Source organism: Candidatus Poriferisodalis sp. (assembly GCF_965262965.1).
In the GTDB taxonomy this organism is placed as follows: domain Bacteria; phylum Actinomycetota; class Acidimicrobiia; order Acidimicrobiales; family Poriferisodalaceae; genus Poriferisodalis.
This window is the reverse complement of record NZ_OZ253573.1, coordinates 3945151-3959003: the sequence shown is the minus strand read 5'-3', so window position 1 is coordinate 3959003 and position 13853 is coordinate 3945151. Positions and strand designations below refer to the sequence as shown.

Sequence of the window (13853 nt, the reverse complement as noted above, 5' to 3'; positions counted from 1 at the left end):
ATGGTGCCGCTCACCGAACGCCCGAAGGCGCAGCAGGCCGAGCACTCCGGTGCACCTCGGACTGCTGCTGGCCGCGACATAGCAGGACTCGTGACGCTGGAATGGCTGCTCGTCATTGCAGCCGCGGGCGGATTCGCCGCAGTCATGGCCATCGGATTCCAGGGCCTCATCGACGACGCCAGCTACGTGAATCGAGACGCCGACGCAAGGCTCATCAATGCAGGCGTCGCAGCGGCCCGCATCTCCGGCAATGGGGCGGCCCAACTGATCGCGCTGGAAACCTCAGACGGCGATGCTGAACGTTCGGCTTCCGCGACCGCAGCGCTGGTCGCGCTCGAACGGCAATGCGAAGCCCTCGAATCTGCCTACGCCGACGCGATCAGCGACGCCGAATGGACTTGGCTGAGGGTGCCCGTCGAGATCCCTGCTCCGGTCCAGACTGCAGTGCCGGTCACCGAGCCGTCGCCGACCACTGCGGTCGACGTCACCACTCAGTCCCCCCAAACGCCCGACACGACGCCTGCTGCAAACGGCGAAGACCCGACGCACACTTCCGGGCGCTGGGTGTGCCAGATCCGCCATCGAGCACCATGACCGTGGCTCAGCACTCGGGCAGATCGACGGGCACCGACGGCAGGCCGCCGTCGTCAACACCGATCGACTCGGAGGCCGCCGGCGGCACCAGCACGGCTGGGCCGGCTGCTGCGGCATGGACCCGATCCTGCCGGCCCGGCCACAGGGCGCTGAACGGCCCGAACACATCGCCCGACACCGTCACGCGAACCCAGCCCGGCTCGCCCGGACCCGGCCGCAGAACCGAGCGGACGCCGCTATGGCACCAATCGCTGCGAACCGTCACCGTACCCGGTGTCCACCAGCGCCACCCTCCGGCGCTGCCCGACGCCGCCTGCGCGACTGCGTCGTGGGCGGCCGCCGACATCACGGCCGCACGCGGGTGCGGCTCGCTGCCGGTGTGCAGGCTGCCGTCGTCGGCGTACGCCAAGCCCGCATCGCCGACCGCCTCCCAGACCGCGCGCAGGCCCTCCGAGGCCGCTGCGTCGGCCTGCGCCCGCGCGCCGGCAACCAAGAACGCTTGTGCCGCGAGGAGCAACAGGAGCACGACTATCCCCGGCCACAGAATCAGCAGCGGCAGGACCTCGCCGCGCTCATCGCTGCGGGCGTCAGGAGGCTGCCGGTGAGCGCACACGCCCGGCGGGCGACGCAGACGAGGCGCAGCCGCGACGAGGCGGGAGGCGCCGTGACCCTGCTGGTGATGCTGATGGTGCCGGTCTGCGTGTTCGCAGCCGTGGTGGCTGCGGCCGTACCGCGACGACTCGCAGCTGAATCCGCAGCTGATGCCGCTGCCGAGAACCTTGCATCGCTTGCCGTCGCATGGCGCGACGCCCAAGGCCGCGACTACGGGCCTGTCGGCTGGTTCTTCCCTGACTGTGCCCCCTTGGACCATGACACCGGGGACGGCGATCTCGCGGCGCTGGGACACGAACTCCAGCACGCCTGCGAAACACTCACGGAGTCTCTGCTCACTGGTCTGTCGGGGAGCGGTCTCGATGGGATGACCGTCGCGGGCTTCTACAGCAGCGCGTATGCCGCATCTGCGCATGCGACGACCCCCAACGGCGACCATCCTGCCAGTCTGCCGTGTCACGCGGGAGGTCGAGCCGTCGTCGCCGATGCCGTCCATCTCGGGCTCGCCGCGGACTGGGCGACAACCGATTGGGCCGCGTCGCAGGTGTGGCCACGCGGGCTTCCGATCAGCACAGAGGCCATCGGGACTCTTCCCCTGCCCGCCGCCGCCGAAGCAACCCCACAGCCGGCCTGCGGGGACCTGCTCGACCTCGCGCCGCTCGATGCCCGCCCCGAAAACGACAACGCGGCGCGGATCTTTGCCGAATCGCTGCCCACGCGTACGGCGTTCGGCGGCTGAGCACCCGATGCGCTTCGTGACACCGATCCGGCCCCAGCCAAGACGCCTGCTGTGCAGTGCTGGGTCCAAGGCGATCCGGCCACGCCGAACGAGTCGAGGCGAACACGGCTCGTCATCGTCGCTGGAGCTGATGGCGCTCACGCCGATGCTCGCCCTGGGGGTGCTGTTCATCCTGTGGGCGGGGCGCGGCGCCCGGGCCGAACTCGTCACGAGCCTCGCGGCGCAAGAGGCCGCCGTGGCCGCCGCGCTTTGCTGTAACGACGATCCCCCGAATGGACCCGGCGGCGGCGGCGAGCCGAACGAGGGCACCAGCAGCGAGCCGCGCCGCGAACTCATTGCCGAAGCCGTGCTCGGCGCCCGGCCCGGTCTCGACTACCTCTGCGTGGACGGTCCCCGGCCCGCACCTGGTCGCGCCGGATTCGTCACCGAAGCCACCGCCGACCTCGCCGGCCAGCAATCAGCAGACGGCATGGCCCGGCGAGTGCTGGTCGTCGCCACCCATGTCACCTGCGAGACCGACGGCGCCACAGCCCCAGTCCGCGGGCTGTTCGGCACCCGCACACTGCACGGGCACGGCGCCCATGTCGCAGTGTTCACGCAGGAACCAAAACCCGACGGCAAGGCACCCGACGACCCCAAGAGCGGCACACCAGACGACGAGAGCGAGACGCCGTGAGCGCCGGGATCGGGATCTGGGCCGCCATCGGGGCGTGGTCACTGCTCGCCGCGCATGCAACGTGGACAGACCTGCGAAGCGCCATCATCAGCCGGCGAGCCTGCTGGGCCGCTGGCATCGCAATCGCCTCACTGCTCGGGTGCTCGACCATTGCACTCGGCGAGCCCGGTCGATGCCTGCGCACACTCGCCAGCACGGCCGCCATTGCCGCAGTCACTGAGATCGCCTACCGCATCCGCCCGAACGCAATCGGCTATGGCGACATCCGGCTCATCATCGTCAACAGCCTGCTGCTGAGCTGGTGGGGGCCCGCATGGCCCTGGTGGGCGCTGGCGGCCGGTGCTGTCGCCGCATGGCCCCGCGCGTTCATGGTGACGCTGCGCAAAGGGCGAGGTGCAACAGTCCGATGCGCGCCGGCGCTCGCACTGGGAACCGCACTCACCCTGAGAACACGCCTGGCCACAGTCGGACCTGTCCCATGAGAGACCCGCCGTGACACCGCGAACACCGGTCGCCGCCCAAGCCCGCGCCAACACGCGACAGCGGCACATCCCACTGGCACATCCCACCGAACAACGACACGAAAGGCCCATACACATGACCAACCGTTCCCCAGCCCGCCATTCGGCCGACAACCCTGATGCGCCGGGCCCGGCGATCCCCCTGGCCGCAACAACCCGCGCCAAGCGCCGGTTGCGCCGAGACGAAGACGGCCTCACCACCCTGGAATGGCTGCTCATCGTGGCCGCCGTCGCCGGACTCGCCGCGCTTGCCGTTGTGCTCGTCCAGAACGTGGTGGACGACACCGCCGAACAGCTCGGCGGCAGCAGTGCACGCGCAACTGCCGCCAACGTCGCAGCCGACACCGTCATCCGCGAAGCCCGCACCGCATCGCCCGACGACGCCCGCTACAACACCTGGCAGCGGTGGGAGCTCTACTTCACCGCCCGCTGCGAACGCCTCGAGATCCTCTACAGCGACACCAGCCTCGACGTGGAGGCCGTCTTCGTGAGACCCACCGGCGCCACCGGCGCTACGCCTCCCTCCGTCGCCGAGCTCAACAAAGCCGACACAGACGTGCCAGGCACCGGCAAGCCCCAAGCCAGCTGCCGACGCAAACCCTGATCCCACATCACTCGTTCTGACGCTCGCCAGTCGCGGGCGGTGCGGGCTCAACGGGGGCCGTCTCGAACGGGCGGAAACGCTCGCGTTCACCCCGAACGTTCTGCAGGCTGCACACCGGCAGCTTGTGCACCTCGAACCAGCCGCCCCCCGCATCGAGCACACCCGGCTTCCAGAACGGCAGCGCCTCCGTGTCAGCAAAAGTGATCCCCAAACGGGCGCAGCGCTCGCCGTAGCGCCGATTCAGCACATCGGCCTCAAACTGGTCCGCCGGGTGATGGGCTCGCCATTCCCGCGTGACCGAGTCCGCCGCGACACGCGCCGCCCGGAAACGGGCACTGAAACTCCCCGCATCCAGACCCACGTCACGCACCACCGACTGCACCGCCACCACCGCCGTAGCCGCCAAGGCAGCCGATGCCGCGGCCACCAGCAGCCACTCCAACGACGACAAGCCCGTCTTGCCACGAACCCGGAACCGCGCAACACCAAGCACCAATGAGACAGTACGGCCCCCCGGACGCTCCCCCGTGTGCGCTGACGAATCTGGCACCAATGAGAGCGCTCAAGACTCGGCCGTCCTTCGCAACCACGCAGTGAGGGCGTCGGTGCTCTCACAACGTCGTATCGACGTCACTTCGCCTAGCGTTCGCTCATGGCTCGAGTTGATCCTTCAGTGCTGGAGATGCCGGCCGATGCCGGCCCCGGCACGATGCCGTACTTCTCCCACATCGACACCTGGCTGCGAGCTGAGATCGACGGTCTCAGCGACTCCCAGCTCGACCTCGACGACCAGTCTCCCGACCGGGAATTGATGTGGTGGTCGATCCGGCGGCAGATCTCGCACGTTGCCTGGGTGTCGCTGATCTTCTCAAAACGCCGCTGCGGTTCCCTGCTGTGGCGGGATGGTGACATCCCAGAGCCGATCATGTGGTCCGAGCACCACCAGGGCCCCGACAACAAGCACGGCCTGCGTCTCGACCCAGCGCTGTTCTGGGACGTGGGTGACCTGCTCGACAAGCTGGATCTCGGCCTGAGTTGGATGCGCCATGTCGTAGCGGAACACCCCATCGAGACCTTCCGCGAGATGGTCGAATCACGTCACAGCACGCTCTTCTGGGACGACGCCATCACCGTGCTGCCACGGGGTGCCTGGCACGACCCTGACGACGAGCGCCTCATCGTGAACACGCTCGAGTGCGCGATCTGGATGCTCTTCTACGAGATGTCCTCGCACATCCGCAGTATTCAGCGCCTCAAGGAGATCCACGGACTGCCGGCCGCTGTCGAGATGACGCGCTTCGGCTACCTGCGCCTCCCCCACTATTGGGGTGAGACCGAAGCGCCGGCCCCAAGCATCACCAAGCTGTAGCCGCCATGGCGCCGAAGATCATTCTCGACTGCGACCCCGGTCATGACGACGCCGTCGCCATCCTGCTGGCGGCTCGTCATTGCGAACTGCTGGCCATCACGACCGTGTCGGGGAATGCGCCGCTGCACATGACCACGGCGAATGCACTGCTCATGTGCCAGATCGCGGGCCTCGACGTACCGGTGCACTCCGGCGCGGACCGTCCCCTGGTGGTGCCGGCCGCCCATGCACCGCGCGCCCATGGACACACCGGATTGGACGGCCCGCCCCGGCCGGAGGTGCACCGCACCGCAGCGGGCAACGATGCGGTGAGCTGCATCATCGAGACAGTCCGGGCTCACGACGACGTCTGGCTCGTCCCGGTCGGACCGCTGACCAACGTGGCGCTCGCCGTTCGGCAAGCTCCCGACATCGTCGAGCGTGTGGCAGGCATATCGCTCATGGGCGGTGCGGTGGGACCAGGCAATGTCACGCCGACAGCCGAGTTCAACATCTGGGCCGACCCCCACGCCGCGCAGATCGTGTTTGCCTGCGGCGCACCGCTCGTTCGCATGGCGGGGCTCAACCTCACCCACCAGCTGTGCGTGGGGCCCGATGTCATCGCTCAACTCCGCGACCACGGCAGCACGGCGGCGACGTTTGTGGCCGGACTGTTCGATTTCTACCTCGCTGGCTATCGCGAGCGGGCCGGCCTGGAAGCTGCGCCCCTGCATGATCCCTGCGCAGTCCTGGCGGTCACCCATCCCGCTCTGTTCGAATTCGGCGCCCGTCACGTCGGCGTGGAGACCGAGGGCCGGCACACGCGCGGCATGACGGTGGTCGACGAGCGACCAGGAACCGATGCCGTACCCAACAGCGAGGTTGCCTACCGCATCGATGCCGAAGCAGCCCTCGGACTCATCGCCGACGCTGTGTGCAGCTACGACTGACGGCCAGTCCAGCGCCGCCTTCCGCTCGGGCCGCATCTGCCGCTCTTGTTCGCTTCGCTCGCCGGCCGCTCGGGCCGGGGGCCTCGGTACCGTTGCCGCTGTGTCGGAGAACAGCTCAGCATTCCGGCTGAGCCAGTACAGCCACGGTGCGGGCTGAGCATGCAAGCTCGGTCCCTCCGAGCTGGCGCAGGTGCTGCGCCATCTGACTCCCCCGACTCACCCCGACCTCGTCGTCGGCACCGAAACCAGCGACGACGCGGCCGTGTGGCGGCTCGCCGATGGCCAGCTGCTGGTGACCTCGGCGGACTTCTTCGCACCGATCATCGATGACGCCCGCACCTGGGGCCGCATCGCTGCAGCCAACGCCGCCAGCGACATCTACGCCATGGGCGCCAAGCCGTTGTTCGCGCTCAACTTGGCCGCTTGGCCCCGCGACGTACTGCCGCTGGATCTGCTCGGCGAGGTGCTAGCGGGCGGCGCCGACGCCGCATCCGACGGCGGCTGGGTCGTGGCCGGCGGCCACACCATCGACGCACCCGAACCGCTCTACGGCATGGCGGTGACCGGCGTCTGCGCAGCAGGTGCCCACGGGACAGGCCTGCTCACGAATGCCGGCGGGCAGCCCGGCCAAGCGCTGGTGCTCACCAAGCCGCTCGGTACCGGTCTGCTGGCGACCGCGCTCATGCGCTCGGAACCAGAATCGGTCTCCCAAGGGGGCGAACTGCACGCCGCCTACGAGGCCGGCATCGTCGAGATGGGCCGGCTCAATGCTGCAGCGACGGACATCGCACTGTCGGTGGGTGCGACGGCAGCAACCGATATCACCGGGTTCGGCTTGCTCGGCCATCTGACGGAGCTGGCCATGGGCAGCGGCCTCAGTGCTGTGGTGGACGCGCCGGCAGTGCCGCTGCTGCCCGATGTGCTTGGGCTCGCGAAGGGCGGCTTCGCGCCAGGTGGCACTCAGCGCAATCTTGATCATCTGGACGGCCGGCTTGACGGCGGCGACACGCTGTCGCGAACCGTGCTGGGCGACCCGCAGACCTCGGGCGGCCTGCTGTTCAGCTGCGAGCCGGGGCGAGCCGACATCGCCATGCGCCAGTTGCGCGACTGCGGGCATGACGCAGCGGTGATCGGCGAACTCACTGAGGGAAACACCGGCACCATCACCATCACCGGCAATGTCGGCCCGGGCGCCGATTGAAGCTGACACATGGTCGCTTCACAGGAGCAGACCGGCGGCACCGCAGAGTCGTCGGGACCAGCCGCAGCACCGGCACGCGCCGCCGGCCGAACATTGCGCCGTGGTGTGTTTCCCGGCTCTTTCAATCCGCCGACGAACGCGCACCTCGCGATCAGCGAGGCGGTACGCACCCAGCATGCTCTCGACGTGCTCGTGTGGTCGGTAAGCCGGGTAGCGCTTGCCAAGGAAGAGGTGTTGCGTCCCCGACTGGTTGATCGGGTCAGGGTGCTCACTTGGATTGCCGAACGGTTCGACTGGCTGGAAGTCAGCGTGACCGATGTGCAACTGCTGTCGGAAATCTCCGCCGGCTTCGACGTCATCGTGATGGGTGCCGACAAGTGGCACCAGATTCACGACTCGGTCTTCTACGGCAACGACTCCGCCCGCCGCGATGCATCGATCGCATCACTGCCATCGGTGGCGATCGCTGCTCGTCCGCCGCATGAGTGTCCTGCCCATCTGGTGCTCAACCTGCCGGACTGGGTGGGCGCAGTGTCGAGCACGCAGGCCCGCACCACCGATCCGGATCTGATGGTCCCCGAGGCGGCGCGCTTCGACGCCGAGACCGGCGCGTGGACCGATCCAGCGCGTTACGAAAAGTGGCTTGTGCGCCAGCAGGAGCCTGGCAGCGAGCACGCGTAGGGTCAGTGGCAGCCACACGGCTCACTGCTGAACGAAGCGGATCAAACTCCGGAGATCGCGATGGACGAGATTCTCGACGTGGACCTGTTGGCATTCGAGCAAGGCTCGGCGACGCAGCGCCGAGCGGTCACCGACGGCGTCATGACAAGCCTGCGGACCGGCTTCGTCTACACAGCGCACGACCTGTCGGGCGGCTCGCTCGACGACGCCTACGGCGTGCTCGGCAGGTTCTTCGCGCTCGAACCTGACGCCAAGGCGCGCTATGTCGATACTGAGTCGTTTGGTGCCCGCGGCTACACCGGACCGCTCACCGAGACCGCCGCCGTCTCCGACCTGCCCGACTGGAAGGAGATGTTCAACTGGAGCGACCTGCCCCCGGCTGGCCATCCGCTCACGGTCAAGTACGCGCGCTGGTACCGACCGTCCGTCTTCCCGGACGCTGACATTGCCGACGCGGGTGAGGTGCTAACCGAATTCCACCGCAGGCTTGTGGACTTGCAACGGCGATTCCTGCGGGTCATCGCCGAGGGCATCGGAGCCCACGAGACCTATTTCGACAACATGACCAACTACGGCACGCACCTCAGCCGGGCCATCCACTACCCGCCGATGTCGAGCGCCCCAGACGGCGGTGCTGAGGGTCACATCTGGGCCGACGAACACGCCGACATCAACCTCATCACTGCACTGCCACGCGCGAGCGACCGCGGCCTGCAGGTGCGCATCGACGGCGAATGGGTGGAGGCAGCTCCGCCTGCCGACCACGTCATCGTCAACTCGGGGATCATGCTGGAGCACGTCACCAACGGCCTGATCGGCGCCGGCTGGCACCGAGTGAAGGCCGACCCTGACCAGCGCGCCGACCGGCTCAGCGTGGTGCAGTTCTGCCACCCCCGGCCCTCCACAGTGCTCACACCAGCACCGTCAACGGTCACCGCCGAGCGGCCGTGCCGCTACGAGGCCGTTTCGGCCGAAGACCGGCTCGAAGAGGTGATCTGGGAGATCAACCTGGTCCCCGACGCCCGCCGCGTCGAGTAACTGCGCCCGCTGCTGTACATCCGAAAAATCTGACGCGTATGCGTCGAGGGAGTGCGCGACACTGCGTGCTTTGTGGCTGAAGGGTCAGGCCGATGATTGACGAGCAGTTTCGGGCGCGTCTATTTGCCGTGTCGGGATTGAGACGAGAGGCCGAGCAGGAGATCCGGGGGAGCCAGAGCGCCCCGAACTGCTCCTGAGCGATGAGAGAGGGAGGCACGGGGTGGCCGACGAAGAGCAAGAGGGACGCTATTTCGGATTCGAGGAAGGCGTCCCTGACGGAGGGGTGTATTCGAACTATGTGCAAGCGTCCTACACGCGCCACGAGTTCACACTCGATTTCGTCGTGATGCCTTCGAGCTTCGTGGATTGCGATGGCACCATCGTGGGGAGGCTCAAGCTGACGCCCGCAGTGGCTGACGATCTGGTCGCAATCCTCGCTCAGGCTACGATTGAGCACCGGGAAGCCTACGGAGGCGTGCCGAGGCCGTCGGAAGAAGGAGAGCGTCCCGATGCGAACTGACCGCAAGCGCGCCATGCGCAAGTCCCCGGTTCCCAAGACTGCCAAGGCGCTCACCTTGGCGGAGCTGAAAGAGCTTGCAGCGTCCGCTCCCCGAGATTGCTCCGACGACTACAAGGCCAGTCCTGCCATCGGCACTGCTGCGCCTGAGGCTGTGTGAGGCTCTTTCGCCTGACGGCCGCCGGGTTGGGTAGCCCCGCCGGCTACAGATCGAGCAACGCGTTCTCGATCACCTCAGTCAGCGCAGGGTGAATGTAGAACTGGTCGTGCGCCATCTGATCGACGGTGTGGCCGAATGTCATGCCCGAGATGAGCTGCTGGATCAACGTGGAAGCCTGCGGACCGATGATGTGGGCGCCCAGCAGCTCGCGGGTCTGCGCATGTGCAATCAGCTTGGCGAAGCTGCTGTGGTCTTCCATGGCCCAGCCGTAGGCCGTGTGTCCGAACGGCTTGATCGCTACTGAGACCGGCAGACCGGCTGCCCGAGCATCTCGCTCAGTGAGGCCGACCGACGCGACTTGCGGGTGCGAGAACACTGCATGGGGCACCAGCCGTTCGGACACCGTGTGCATTGCACCGTCCGCGGCGCCCTCGGCCACGAGCAGGTTGTGCCGAATTGCGCGCACCTGAGCGTTGGCGAGGTGCTTGAGCTGGATCTCGCTGGCAAGATCGCCGAAGGACCACACCCCCGGCGCGCTTGCACGGAAATGCTCGTCAACAAGCACGCGACCGCCGTCGTGGGCCACCCGCGCCGCTTCGAGGTTCAGCAAATCGCCGTTGGGAACCCGGCCCGTGGCCACGAGCAGGACATCAGCGTTCACCTGCTGGTGCTCCCCGCCGATGCTCAGCTCCACCGAGACGCCGCCGCTCGGCTCTGGGCTCACCTGGGTGATCGTCGCGCCGAGCCGCAGATCGAAGTGTCGCTGCGCTGCACGGGTATATGCCTCGGAAACGTCATCATCCTCGGCCCGCAACAGCTGCTCGCTGCGGTTGATCATTGTGACCTCGGTGCCCAGCGCCGAGAACACGTAGCCCAACTCGGCAGCGATGTAGCCCCCGCCCAACACGATCATCCGCTGCGGCAGCTCGTCGAGCCGCATGACGGTGTCGGACGTGTGGTACGGCGTGCGTTCAAGGCCAGGGAACGGCGGTATGAACGGCCGTGCCCCCGCGCCCAGCACGACGTGACGGCCCCGGATGCGCTCCGTCCCGCCGTCGTTCAGCCGGACCTCGAGCTCACGTTCGCCCACGAAGTGCGCCTGGCCCAGAAAGACGTCGATGTTCGGGCAGGCAGTCCCGCAGCGGAACACCTTGCCGCCCTCGGCGATCGGGTCGATGCGCCCGAAGACTCGATCCCGGATGGCGGGCCAATCCGCGCCCTCGAAGGTGGCCGAGATGCCATAGGCAGCGGCGGTGTGGATGGTGTCGGCCACATCTGCCGCGTATACGAACATCTTCGACGGGATGCACCCCACGTTCAGGCAGGTGCCGCCGAACCTGCTGCGCTCCACGAGTGCGATCGACCAGTCGTCGAATTCGGGACCCGGGATCGAATTTGCCGAACCGCTGCCGACGATGATGAGATCGAAACTGTTTGGATCGGACGCAGCCGGCATCACACGAGTGCCTGATAGACGAGCGCCTTCAGCTCAGACCCGATGGGATGAGTGCTCGAGGGCAGCAGCTGCGTCAGGAACACCACGGTGATGTCCTCGAGCGGGTCCACCCAGAAGGCCGTCGACGCAGCCCCTCCCCAAGCGAATTCGCCCTTGCTGGACACGACCTTGGCCTTCGCAGGATCGAGCACGACCGCGAAGCCCAGCCCGAAACCCACGCCATCGAAGACCGCCTCGGAGAACAGCGCCCGGCCGCACTCGGTGAGGTCAGTCCCGCCTGGCAGGTGATTGCTGGCCATGAATTCGAGGGTGCGCCGACCGATGATACGGGCCCCGTCCAGCTCGCCGCCGTTGCGAAGCATCTGGGTGAACCGGTGGTAGTCGCCCATGGTCGACACCAGGCCGCCGCCGCCGGAGAGGATCTTGGGCGGCGCCAAGTAGGCAGACGTGCGCGGATCGTCCAGGAGAGAGAGTTGCAGGCTCGGGTCGTCGGGGCGGTACGCCGGCATCGCTGGGCCCGTGTTTCCCGCCATGGTGCGTGACGCCAACGCAGCCGTCGTGTAGTTGGCCGCAAAGCGCTCAACGTCGGCAGGGGGCACTTCGAAGCCCGTGTCGGCCATGCCCAGCGGTCCGGTCACGTTCTCGACGAGATAGTCGTCGAGGGATTGGCCAGAGACCAGCTCGACGACGCGGCCCAGCACATCGGTGGAGTAGCTGTAGTTCCACTCGGTGCCTGGATCGAACAGCAGCGGCAGCCCTGCGAGCGCATCGCAGGTCTCGGTCAAGTTGCCGGGAGCGCCCCAGTTGAAACCGTTGGCCCGGTACAGCGCATCGACTTCGTTGGCAAAGTGGAAGTCGTAGGTCAACCCCGACATGTGCGTCAGCAGGCTGTGGACGGTGACCTCGCTGGCCGGCTCGCGTGTCTGGTACTGCATCACGTTGCCGCCGGCGAAGACTCGAGCACCGGCAAAGGACGGGATCCAGCGTGAGATCGGGTCCTGGAGCTGGAAACAACCCTGCTCGTAGAGCTGCATGGCTGCAACCGACACGATCGGCTTGGTCATCGAGTAGATGCGGTAGATCGTGTCGGCGGTGACCGGGAGCTCTCGCTCGCAATCACGGTGTCCGTAGCGGTGGGTGTACCCAATCTGGCCGCCACGCGTGACCAGCACCGAGACGCCCGGCAGGCGGCCATTATCGACGTAGCGATTCAGATGCCGCCCGATCCGGTCGAGCCGCGCCGCATCGAATCCGAGTTCGCCGGGCTCAGCCTCCGCCTCGATCGCTTCCATCACAGCCTCCGTCGTTTCGAGCCGCAGTGTCGCTGACCTCAGCAGGCTAGGGCGCGGCTCTTGGCGCTTCGCAGCGCGGCCCAATCGATGTCGTTCGCCGACACGTGACACAAGAGATCAGCGATGTATATGGAAGCTCACTGGAGTGATATGAAATGGATCGACACTTATGGATTTGACAACAACCGGCTTGTTGGGGCTACAGTGCCCGCTGACTCGGCGGAGGCTTCCGCAGCCGTCCGAGCAAGTCTGTCAAGCATTTGGGAAGAGAAGGGCCGTGGAGCCATGTTGAACACATACGAATTCTGTTTGATTGCTGAAGGCGCAGATCTGGCATCTGGACCGGCGCTCGCCGGGCTCGAGCGCGCCGGCTACGTCCGACCTGGGCCCGGGTCCCGCGGTCTCATTCAGACCCTCGCCTTCATTCGCGACGCCGAGAGCCTCACCGAGGCAGCCGAAGCAGCCGTCAGCGCCGCCGAGCGAATCGAAGGCGTCTGCTTTGCCCGTCACGCACGCAGCGGCGAAGTGACGATCATCGATGCAACCGTCATCGGCCCGGTGTCTGCCCCACCTGCAAAAGCGCCCGCGTGCGAGTACGACCTGCCGATCGATCCCCCGATCACACACGCGAATCCAGCGTTCGGTTCCGCGGGTTCCCTGCGTCATCCCAGCACCCACTTCAGGACTCCCTGAAGCCGACCGCACGGCCGTCACCTTGCACCGGACCTAGAGTTCTCCGGTGTGGATGTCGGCAGCAGGCGAAATGGCTGACGAGCAGTTGCTCTCGCGGCTGCTGGTTGTGCGGCACGGTGAATCAGTGGCAATGGCTGAGGGAATCGTCGGCGGACCCAAGGGATGCCGCGGCCTCACCGACCGGGGTCATGCTCAGGCTGCAGCACTCCGTGACAGATTCGCGGCCGGGCGCGAACCCCAGGTGCACTTTGTGTACACGTCTCCATTGCCGCGAGCTCGTGAGACCACCGACATCGTGCTGCCGGCACTAGGCGGGGGCGAGCGGGACAACCTCGACGTTCGCATCCATGACGACCTCGAGGAAATGCGTCTTGGTCCCATCGACGGCATGACGTGGGAGGCCGCACGTCAGCAATTCGCCTTCGTCCGCTCTGACGGGCAGCCCTACACACCGGTTGTACCCGGTGGGGAGAGCCGAGCCGGGTTCCGTCACAGAGTTGCGCAAGTGCTGAATGACATTGCAGCATCGCATCCGGGCGCCACGGTGTTCGTGGGGTGCCATGGCGGAATCGTGTCCGCAGCGATGGCGATGGCATTCGGCATCCCGCCCGCCCAACCGGGCGTCGGCGTAGTCACTGCGGTGACCTCGATCACCGAGCTCGAGCTGCTTGACGGCGACAACGGGCTGCTCGACGGCGACAAAGGGCGACGCTGGCAAGTGCGTCGTTTCAACGACGCTGCCCATCTCACCGCTGTCGAAGCAGCCTGAAC

The 13853-nt window shown here is 67.0% G+C and carries 17 protein-coding genes and 1 pseudogene; 14 read left to right on the top strand and 4 right to left on the bottom strand.

Going from position 1 to position 13853, the window contains the following annotated elements; translation table 11 throughout:
- A complete protein-coding gene (locus ACQY5K_RS18915) occupies window positions 1–594 on the top strand; it encodes a hypothetical protein (protein WP_428118626.1) in 594 nt (197 codons plus the stop codon).
- 7 nt (window positions 595–601) lie between these two features.
- Here the strand turns inward: ACQY5K_RS18915 and ACQY5K_RS18910 are convergent, their stop codons facing one another.
- Window positions 602–1120, bottom strand: coding sequence for a hypothetical protein (locus ACQY5K_RS18910; protein ID WP_428118623.1), 519 nt, complete (start codon window positions 1118–1120; stop codon window positions 602–604).
- A 75-nt stretch (window positions 1121–1195) separates the two neighbouring features.
- Between ACQY5K_RS18910 and ACQY5K_RS18905 the strand changes: the two genes are divergently transcribed.
- The 4 genes from ACQY5K_RS18905 to ACQY5K_RS18890 all read left to right on the top strand — a co-directional run bounded on the left by ACQY5K_RS18905 (window position 1196) and on the right by ACQY5K_RS18890 (window position 3746).
- Window positions 1196–1945, top strand: coding sequence for a hypothetical protein (locus ACQY5K_RS18905; protein WP_428118620.1), 750 nt, complete (start codon window positions 1196–1198; stop codon window positions 1943–1945).
- A 7-nt stretch (window positions 1946–1952) separates the two neighbouring features.
- Window positions 1953–2621, top strand: a complete 669-nt coding sequence (locus ACQY5K_RS18900; protein ID WP_428118617.1) for a hypothetical protein — start codon at window positions 1953–1955, stop codon at window positions 2619–2621.
- Window positions 2618–3103, top strand: coding sequence for a prepilin peptidase (locus tag ACQY5K_RS18895; protein WP_428118614.1), 486 nt, complete (start codon window positions 2618–2620; stop codon window positions 3101–3103). Before ACQY5K_RS18900 ends, ACQY5K_RS18895 begins: the two co-directional genes overlap by 4 nt.
- 115 nt (window positions 3104–3218) lie before the next feature.
- On the top strand, window positions 3219–3746 hold the full coding sequence (locus tag ACQY5K_RS18890; RefSeq protein ID WP_428118611.1) for a hypothetical protein: 528 nt from the start codon (window positions 3219–3221) through the stop codon (window positions 3744–3746).
- 7 nt (window positions 3747–3753) lie between these two features.
- Here ACQY5K_RS18890 and ACQY5K_RS18885 read toward each other — a convergent pair whose 3' ends face one another.
- Window positions 3754–4239 carry a hypothetical protein gene (locus ACQY5K_RS18885; protein WP_428118609.1) on the bottom strand — a complete coding sequence of 162 codons (486 nt, stop codon included), beginning with the start codon at window positions 4237–4239 and terminating at the stop codon, window positions 3754–3756.
- Between the two features lie 159 nt (window positions 4240–4398).
- Between ACQY5K_RS18885 and ACQY5K_RS18880 the strand changes: the two genes are divergently transcribed.
- The 7 genes and pseudogenes from ACQY5K_RS18880 to ACQY5K_RS18850 all read left to right on the top strand — a co-directional run bounded on the left by ACQY5K_RS18880 (window position 4399) and on the right by ACQY5K_RS18850 (window position 9641).
- The gene (locus tag ACQY5K_RS18880; RefSeq protein ID WP_428118606.1) at window positions 4399–5115 is read left to right on the top strand and encodes a hypothetical protein; all 717 of its coding nucleotides are present in this window, start codon (window positions 4399–4401) and stop codon (window positions 5113–5115) included.
- Between the two features lie 5 nt (window positions 5116–5120).
- Window positions 5121–6044 carry a nucleoside hydrolase gene (locus tag ACQY5K_RS18875; RefSeq protein ID WP_428118604.1) on the top strand — a complete coding sequence of 308 codons (924 nt, stop codon included), beginning with the start codon at window positions 5121–5123 and terminating at the stop codon, window positions 6042–6044.
- A 169-nt stretch (window positions 6045–6213) separates the two neighbouring features.
- Window positions 6214–7245, top strand: a pseudogene (selD, locus tag ACQY5K_RS18870) (selenide, water dikinase SelD); the annotation flags it as partial.
- Between the two features lie 9 nt (window positions 7246–7254).
- Window positions 7255–7926 carry a hypothetical protein gene (locus ACQY5K_RS18865; RefSeq protein WP_428118601.1) on the top strand — a complete coding sequence of 224 codons (672 nt, stop codon included), beginning with the start codon at window positions 7255–7257 and terminating at the stop codon, window positions 7924–7926.
- A gap of 60 nt (window positions 7927–7986) precedes the next feature.
- Complete coding sequence (locus tag ACQY5K_RS18860; RefSeq protein WP_428118598.1) at window positions 7987–8964, top strand: isopenicillin N synthase family dioxygenase; 978 nt, start codon at window positions 7987–7989, stop codon at window positions 8962–8964.
- Window positions 8965–9184: 220 nt separating this feature from the next.
- A complete protein-coding gene (locus ACQY5K_RS18855) occupies window positions 9185–9484 on the top strand; it encodes a hypothetical protein (protein WP_420624165.1) in 300 nt (99 codons plus the stop codon).
- Entirely contained in the window at window positions 9474–9641 is a 168-nt protein-coding gene (locus ACQY5K_RS18850; RefSeq protein WP_420624166.1) for a hypothetical protein, read from the top strand. The genes ACQY5K_RS18855 and ACQY5K_RS18850 overlap by 11 nt, the downstream gene beginning before the upstream one ends.
- Before the next feature lie 43 nt (window positions 9642–9684).
- Here the strand turns inward: ACQY5K_RS18850 and ACQY5K_RS18845 are convergent, their stop codons facing one another.
- Window positions 9685–11097 (bottom strand): mycothione reductase, encoded by a 1413-nt coding sequence (locus ACQY5K_RS18845; protein ID WP_428118594.1) that lies wholly within the window; start codon window positions 11095–11097, stop codon window positions 9685–9687.
- On the bottom strand, window positions 11097–12389 hold the full coding sequence (locus ACQY5K_RS18840) for a serine hydrolase domain-containing protein (RefSeq protein ID WP_428118591.1): 1293 nt from the start codon (window positions 12387–12389) through the stop codon (window positions 11097–11099). Before ACQY5K_RS18840 ends, ACQY5K_RS18845 begins: the two co-directional genes overlap by 1 nt.
- A 285-nt stretch (window positions 12390–12674) precedes the next feature.
- On the opposite strand from ACQY5K_RS18840, the gene ACQY5K_RS18835 reads away from it, so the two are divergent.
- The gene (locus ACQY5K_RS18835) at window positions 12675–13082 is read left to right on the top strand and encodes a hypothetical protein (RefSeq protein ID WP_428118588.1); all 408 of its coding nucleotides are present in this window, start codon (window positions 12675–12677) and stop codon (window positions 13080–13082) included.
- Between the two features lie 52 nt (window positions 13083–13134).
- Window positions 13135–13851 (top strand): histidine phosphatase family protein, encoded by a 717-nt coding sequence (locus tag ACQY5K_RS18830; RefSeq protein ID WP_428122781.1) that lies wholly within the window; start codon window positions 13135–13137, stop codon window positions 13849–13851.
- Window positions 13852–13853: the final 2 nt, after the last annotated feature.

What these genes read in the sequence shown, in the direction of transcription:
- ACQY5K_RS18880 (WP_428118606.1), top strand. Translation starts at nt 4,399, where the DNA reads ATGGCTCGAGTTGATCCTTCAGTGCTGGAGATGCCGGCCGATGCCGGC.
- ACQY5K_RS18845 (WP_428118594.1), bottom strand. Translation starts at nt 11,097, where the DNA reads ATGCCGGCTGCGTCCGATCCAAACAGTTTCGATCTCATCATCGTCGGC.
- ACQY5K_RS18850 (WP_420624166.1), top strand. Translation starts at nt 9,474, where the DNA reads ATGCGAACTGACCGCAAGCGCGCCATGCGCAAGTCCCCGGTTCCCAAG.
- ACQY5K_RS18865 (WP_428118601.1), top strand. Translation starts at nt 7,255, where the DNA reads ATGGTCGCTTCACAGGAGCAGACCGGCGGCACCGCAGAGTCGTCGGGA.
- ACQY5K_RS18875 (WP_428118604.1), top strand. Translation starts at nt 5,121, where the DNA reads ATGGCGCCGAAGATCATTCTCGACTGCGACCCCGGTCATGACGACGCC.
- ACQY5K_RS18835 (WP_428118588.1), top strand. Translation starts at nt 12,675, where the DNA reads ATGTTGAACACATACGAATTCTGTTTGATTGCTGAAGGCGCAGATCTG.
- ACQY5K_RS18860 (WP_428118598.1), top strand. Translation starts at nt 7,987, where the DNA reads ATGGACGAGATTCTCGACGTGGACCTGTTGGCATTCGAGCAAGGCTCG.
- ACQY5K_RS18840 (WP_428118591.1), bottom strand. Translation starts at nt 12,389, where the DNA reads ATGGAAGCGATCGAGGCGGAGGCTGAGCCCGGCGAACTCGGATTCGAT.
- ACQY5K_RS18915 (WP_428118626.1), top strand. Translation starts at nt 1, where the DNA reads ATGGTGCCGCTCACCGAACGCCCGAAGGCGCAGCAGGCCGAGCACTCC.
- ACQY5K_RS18900 (WP_428118617.1), top strand. Translation starts at nt 1,953, where the DNA reads ATGCGCTTCGTGACACCGATCCGGCCCCAGCCAAGACGCCTGCTGTGC.
- ACQY5K_RS18890 (WP_428118611.1), top strand. Translation starts at nt 3,219, where the DNA reads ATGACCAACCGTTCCCCAGCCCGCCATTCGGCCGACAACCCTGATGCG.
- ACQY5K_RS18830 (WP_428122781.1), top strand. Translation starts at nt 13,135, where the DNA reads ATGTCGGCAGCAGGCGAAATGGCTGACGAGCAGTTGCTCTCGCGGCTG.